This window comes from Vibrio sp. J2-4 (assembly GCF_021728155.1).
GTDB classification, from domain to species: domain Bacteria; phylum Pseudomonadota; class Gammaproteobacteria; order Enterobacterales; family Vibrionaceae; genus Vibrio; species Vibrio diabolicus.
On sequence record NZ_JAKKCN010000022.1, the window covers coordinates 1 to 6,268 of the forward strand.

Below are 6,268 nucleotides of genomic sequence, written 5' to 3' on the forward strand. Positions count from 1 at the left end.
ACACCGCCGTAAACTTTAGCAAGAGTAGTACAGATAGCTGCAGTTAGAGTTGTTTTACCGTGGTCAACGTGGCCGATAGTACCAACGTTAACGTGCGGTTTCGTACGTTCAAATTTTTCTTTAGACATGAGTGGTCCCTCTAGGTACGGATTTAGGTGGCCCAAATTGACCACGCAACCAAAAAAGATAATTGGTAAATCTAATATCAAAAGGAAATAAACTTGAGAGCTGGTGCTGATAGGCAGACTCGAACTGCCGACCTCATCCTTACCAAGGATGCGCTCTACCACCTGAGCTATATCAGCACTCAAATTAGAGTGGAGCGGGCAGCGGGAATCGAACCCGCATCATCAGCTTGGAAGGCTGAGGTAATAGCCATTATACGATGCCCGCAACACGTAACTCTGAGAGCTATTTCCTAAAGAATATGGTGGAGGGGGACGGATTCGAACCATCGAAGGCAGTGCCGGCAGATTTACAGTCTGCTCCCTTTGGCCACTCGGGAACCCCTCCAAATTTTCAAGCCATTCAGACTACTAAAGGAAAGAATGGTGCCGACTACCGGAATCGAACTGGTGACCTACTGATTACAAGTCAGTTGCTCTACCTACTGAGCTAAGTCGGCATAAGTGGTGCGCATTCTATTGAATGATTTTCGAGGTTGCAATAGTAATTTTAAAAAAAATCATAAAATTCGATTTTTTAGATTCGTTTGCTGCAAATTCGTACAAACTTGGCTTTTTTAAAGTAAACTTCGACCTTTGTCGTTTGCTTTGAAGTTCGCTTGATGTATGTTCTTGCTTCTACTAAACCAAGGATAAAAGAGACCCATGAGTCCATTTTTGTCATTTGACCGTGCAAACTGGGCCGAGTTAAGAAACTCTGTACCGATGACACTTTCTGAAGACGACTTGACTGCGCTTCAGGGCATTAATGAAAACCTAACCATGGAGGAAGCGGTAGAAATCTACCTTCCTTTGTCTCGTCTTTTGAATCTGTATGTCCAAGCGCGTCAAAGCCGCAACTCTGTATTACAGCAATTCTTGAATACGGAAGAACATGCCCCTCCTTTTGTGATTGGTATCGCCGGCAGTGTCGCTGTAGGCAAAAGTACGACAGCTCGTATTCTGACCGCATTACTTTCTCGTTGGGAGAATCATCCCAAAGTGTCCTTGGTCACTACAGATGGCTTTCTATATCCGAAAAAGGTACTAGAAGAACGCGGTATCATGCATCGTAAAGGGTTTCCTGAGTCCTATGATATCAAACGTTTAGTTGAGTTTATGTCTGACGTTAAAGCGGGTAAGCCGGATCTTGAAGTACCTATTTACTCCCACATCACGTATGACATTACGGACGAACTAAGAAAAGTTGATAGACCGGATGTTCTTATCATTGAAGGTTTAAACGTTCTACAAAGTGGAATGGATTATCCGCATGATCCACATCGCGTCTTTGTCTCTGATTTTTTGGATTTTTCGATCTATGTCGATGCTGAAACAGAGACAATTGAACAGTGGTATGTGGAACGATTTTTAAAGTTTCGCCAAGGGGCCTTTACTAAACCCGGTTCTTATTTTAGTCACTACACGCAACTGTCAGTCGATGAAGCAAAGCAAAAAGCGAAACAAATTTGGCATGATATTAATGGGCTCAACTTGGAGCTGAATATTCTTCCCACCCGAGAAAGAGCCCATTTGATTCTACACAAAGGCGTCAACCACTTGGTTGATAAGGTGTCTTTACGAAAGTAATTGAACGTCAATCGCTTTTACGCAACGAGATTTCGCCACCAATGTAAGTCTCTAGCCCTTGCGAGGTTTCGAGTAATATCCCGCCTTGATGATCGATGCCGCGTACGACGCCGTGCACCTCTCTAGGTCCGATGAGCAGCTTGACTTGACGATTGAGAAAGTTATCTAATCGATTCCAACGTTCGACAAAGCTGGTAAGCCCTTTCAGTTCATACTCGATAAGTGCGGAATTCCAATGCTTGATAAGCGTCGTCGCTAGAACATTTCTATCGATCACGAGACTCTCGTTTACCTGATTCAATGTTGTCCATGGTTGATCAATCTCAGGTTGCTCATCAGGCATTCCAATATTGAGCCCCATCCCAATCACAAGATGAGCAGCACCACCGGCCTGCCCTGACATCTCCACTAAGATTCCTGCCAGTTTTTTATCTTGATAATACAGGTCATTTGGCCACTTGAGTTTAACGCCTTGTATGCCCATTTCTTCTAGTGCTTCCACTGCGGCAATACCAATAACAAGGCTTAAGCCCATTGCCGCGGCCATTCCCGCATCTAATCGCCAGTACATGGATAGGTATAAGTTAGAGCCAAATGGAGAGATCCATTGTCTACCGCGGCGACCACGTCCTTGTGCTTGATACTCAGCTATACAAACACGGCCCTTTTCTGACTCTGCAACTCTATCAAGCAAATACTGGTTGGTTGAGTTAATCACAGGAACAAGCTCAACAATTGACTCCGCACTAGCAGTAAGGAGAGCTTCATCTAGCAACTGCAATGGTGATGCCAACTGGTAACCGCGCCCTTGCACTCGATAAATATCAATGCCCCACTCACTAAGACCTTTAATATGCTTAGCTATTGCCGCTCTGGATACATTCAGGGCTTCGCCCAGCGCCTCTCCAGAATGAAACTCGCCGTTACTTAATGACTTTAAGATATGAAGTTTCGTAGAGTGATCTTTTCTCATCTTAACGCCTCGATCTGAGCCAAGTTGGTTTCCCCGGTACGGTTCAGAAATCGCACTTCATGCTCAAGTTCTATTTGGTATTTATCCCACACTGCCTGCTTCACTAGGGAAGCAAGTGCGACAACATCATCGGCACTGCAGTTGTCCATGTTGGTCAAAACCAAGGCTTGCATAGGGTTGACCTGTGCACCATGCACAGACTTCCCCTTTAATCCGCACTGATCAATCAGCCAACCAGCCGCGACTTTCATTCCGCCAGGAGTTGGATAGGCCACGATATTAGTATGTTGCTTCATGAGCCGATCATAATGCTCTTGAGTGATCACTGGGTTTTTAAAGAAACTCCCTGCGTTACCTACTTTGGCTGGATCCGGCAGTTTCTCCGTTCGCACTTGGCAAACTCGCTCGAAGATTGTTGCTGGGCTAAGTTGTTCTTCCGGAATATCTTTTAAAGGACCATATTGATTAATCGGTTGCCATTGCTTAGCCAACTTAAGCCCTAGTGCGGTAATAAAGCACTTTTCATGCAAAGCGTGTTTAAAAATGGAGTCTCGGTAGCCAAAGTCACAGTCTCTGGCGCTCATTCTTCTATTTTCAAACGTAGTTAGATCAAGAACATCCACGTAGTCACAAATGTCTTTTAGCTCTAGCCCATAGGCTCCAATGTTTTGAATAGGAGCCGAGCCTGCACAGCCAGGGATCAGGGCTAGGTTTTCTAACCCACCAATTCCCTGACTCACACACCAGGAAACCAACTCAGGCCAGTCTTCACCACCTGCAATATGCAACAGGTATTGGTCATCCGTTTCCGTCACATGTTTACCCATGATTCGATTAACGATCACTAACCCGTCAAAATGCTCAGTGAAAAGAACATTACTTCCTTTACCTAAAAAAAGTTTCGGTAAATGGGTGAATCTCGGGTCTTGAAATAGTTGGGTAACCTCCTCGAGCGACTCGATGGTCGCTAAATAGGAACACGACTGTTCAATCCCAAAAGTATGGTAAGCCTTAAGGCTTGCATTTGTTTTAATTTGCATAGTAGGTTTGCAACGTCAGATAAGATTCTCTTAAACTGTCGACATTCTACATTAGTTATCTTTTAACCGCAGTGACAATACCTGACTCATTAATCATAGAAGTGTTAAATCCTATCAAGCTCCCTCTCATTAAGAGGTTGTACAAAGCGCATTACCCTTCGGGTCGAGCCAAAAAGGATGAACTGATCATTACAGCGAGCCATAAAGGTGAAATCGTTGCGTTACTACGCTTAAAAACCGTAGATAGATCTCGATTGCTGACGGGAATGCTGGTCATTCCAACACTTAGGGGAACTGGCATTGGAAAAGAACTACTAACTCATTGTAAAAACAATGTTTTCACTGATGGCGATTATTGCTTCGCGTTTACACATCTCGAATCCTATTATTCCAAGCATGGATTCAAAACCATTGATTGCTCTGAGCTACCACACCCGCTAAAAATGGCATTTCAACGCTATGTAGATAGCGGTAAAGATCTCATTCCAATGCAATTCATCTCTTCAACGACATCAAAACGCGCGCTTTTGTAGCCAGGTAAATCATATCTTTGATAAAATGGCAGGTTCGCAATATTGCACTAAACTAAGGTACTCATACCGATATGATAGTAAGTAGGAATCCATTCGAACAGTTGCCAAGTCTCGCTGTCAATCCGGAAGACTTTGATGTTCTGTATTCAGCAGAATCATTCAGGACTCGTCTTTTGGATGCAATCAGCAAAGCAACGTCGCGAATTTACCTAGTCGCTCTATATCTGGAAGATGATGAAGCTGGACGTGAAATTCTCACTGCGCTTTATGAAGCGAAACAGCGTAATCCTGGGTTGGACATCAATATCTGTGTCGACTGGCATCGAGCGCAGCGTGGCCTGATTGGTGCGGAAACATCTGAGGGTAATTCTGCGCTTTACAAAGCGTATGCCAATAAGTACCAACACCCGATCCCTGTCTATGGTATTCCTGTGCGTGGCAGAGAGGTTTTTGGGGTACTGCATTTAAAAGGCTTCATTGTCGATGATACTGTCATCTACAGTGGGGCAAGCTTAAATAACGTTTACCTGCACTATCACGAACGCTATCGCTTTGATCGTTACCATGTGATTCGACATGAATCTTTAGCTAATTCAATGGTGCAATTCATTCAGGAAGAGATGATTGCTCACCCAGCTGTCAATGATCTTGCTGGAAAAGATAAGCCAGAAACCAAAGAAATTAAGTCGGCGATTCGTCAACTGAGAGCTTCACTTGCTCAAGCTAATTATCAGTTTGAAGACCAACCTGCAACAGAGGAAAGTGTAAAAATCACCCCGCTAGTTGGTCTAGGCAAACGCCGCAATCTGCTCAATCAACAGATTGTAAAGTTACTAGCGGCCGCCCAAAACGAAATCTTTATCTGTACGCCTTACTTTAACTTCCCTAAAGCGCTGCATCGTGAAGTGAAGCGAGCTATGAAACGCGGTGTGAAAGTAACTATTGTTGTGGGCGACAAGACAGCAAACGACTTTTATATTGCCCCTGAGGAAGACTTTAAAACCATTGGCGGACTTCCATATCTGTATGAAGTAAACCTACGCCGCTTTGCGAAAGCAAATGAAGCGAATATCGCTGCGCGTAAACTGTCAATTCACCTCTGGAAGCATGACAATAATAGCTTCCATCTCAAAGGCATTTGGGTTGATAAACGCTATATGCTACTGACGGGGAATAACTTAAATCCTCGGGCTTGGTCACTTGATCTAGAAAATGGACTTCTCATCCAAGACAATTATGCGAAACTCACTGATAAGTTCGAAGATGAGGTTTCGCGTATCCTTGAGCATACCCATCTTATCTGTACTTATAAACAGTTAGAAAAAGTGGAAGATTATCCGATAGGGGTGCAGCGGTTAGTAAGAAAAATAACCCGCCTAAAAGCAGATGGGGTTTTAAAACGCATCCTGTAAGCATAATTAACTTCAAAGCTCAGCATTTTCCTGCTGGGCTTTTTTATTATTCCTAGCTCCAACAGCTTAATACTCTTTTAGACCTCTATATTAGTAGACTTCAGTAAATAAGCTTGCGAGACGCAACGTAACCCCAAACGCAACAACCTAGAATCTAGAACGGCAATACATGCGTAAGTGGCTAGGTGCTTAATAACTCAGTCTTCCGATCTTACTCTTTCTCACACTACGCTAGTGAATAAGCTTTCTCACACGTAATAAAGGGGAGCTTTAATGAGTCAGCACAGGGGCTCAAAACTAGCCCTCGATACTGGGAGCCGGTTCAGTAGAAACAGCACAGAGTTGTGAATCAACTCGTCATGATAGGGCTTAGAAAGCATAGCGAGAGAAGAGCCTGCCTCTCGATGCAAGGTTTCAATATGGAAATGAGGTTAAGGTAAGTCGGGTAACCAAAACGAAAAAAGCCCCAGTCTTTCGACAGAGGCTTAATATAAGTGGCGGAGTGGACGGGACTCGAACCCGCGACCCCCGGCGTGACAGGCCGGTATTCTAACCA

General features: G+C 44.1%; 6 protein-coding genes and 4 tRNA genes. 3 read left to right on the top strand and 7 right to left on the bottom strand.

Features of this window, described 5'->3' with window-relative positions; all coding sequences use genetic code 11:
- The 5 genes from L3V32_RS25605 to L3V32_RS25625 form a co-directional block, all read right to left on the bottom strand.
- On the bottom strand, positions 1-128 hold a 128-nt coding region (locus tag L3V32_RS25605), incomplete at its 3' end, for a GTP-binding protein (protein ID WP_227484038.1).
- Positions 129-229: 101 nt separating this feature from the next.
- Positions 230-305, bottom strand: a tRNA-Thr gene (locus L3V32_RS25610).
- Positions 306-318: 13 nt separating this feature from the next.
- A tRNA-Gly gene (locus tag L3V32_RS25615) sits at positions 319-393 on the bottom strand.
- Positions 394-428: 35 nt separating this feature from the next.
- Positions 429-513, bottom strand: a tRNA-Tyr gene (locus tag L3V32_RS25620).
- A gap of 36 nt (positions 514-549) precedes the next feature.
- Positions 550-625: transfer RNA gene (locus tag L3V32_RS25625), tRNA-Thr, on the bottom strand.
- A gap of 205 nt (positions 626-830) precedes the next feature.
- Here L3V32_RS25625 and coaA point away from each other — a divergent pair.
- Complete coding sequence (gene coaA / locus L3V32_RS25630) at positions 831-1,754, top strand: type I pantothenate kinase (RefSeq protein ID WP_005398335.1); 924 nt, start codon at positions 831-833, stop codon at positions 1,752-1,754.
- A gap of 7 nt (positions 1,755-1,761) precedes the next feature.
- Here the strand turns inward: coaA and birA are convergent, their stop codons facing one another.
- Positions 1,762-2,727, bottom strand: coding sequence for a bifunctional biotin--[acetyl-CoA-carboxylase] ligase/biotin operon repressor BirA (gene birA, locus L3V32_RS25635; RefSeq protein ID WP_237285623.1), 966 nt, complete (start codon positions 2,725-2,727; stop codon positions 1,762-1,764).
- Positions 2,724-3,767, bottom strand: coding sequence for a UDP-N-acetylmuramate dehydrogenase (gene murB / locus L3V32_RS25640; protein ID WP_237285625.1), 1,044 nt, complete (start codon positions 3,765-3,767; stop codon positions 2,724-2,726). Before murB ends, birA begins: the two co-directional genes overlap by 4 nt.
- Before the next feature lie 101 nt (positions 3,768-3,868).
- Here murB and L3V32_RS25645 point away from each other — a divergent pair, with 101 nt between their 5' ends.
- Positions 3,869-4,300, top strand: a complete 432-nt coding sequence (locus L3V32_RS25645; RefSeq protein ID WP_031780708.1) for a GNAT family N-acetyltransferase — start codon at positions 3,869-3,871, stop codon at positions 4,298-4,300.
- 71 nt (positions 4,301-4,371) lie between these two features.
- Complete coding sequence (gene pssA / locus L3V32_RS25650) at positions 4,372-5,712, top strand: CDP-diacylglycerol--serine O-phosphatidyltransferase (protein WP_031780707.1); 1,341 nt, start codon at positions 4,372-4,374, stop codon at positions 5,710-5,712.
- Positions 5,713-6,268: the final 556 nt, after the last annotated feature.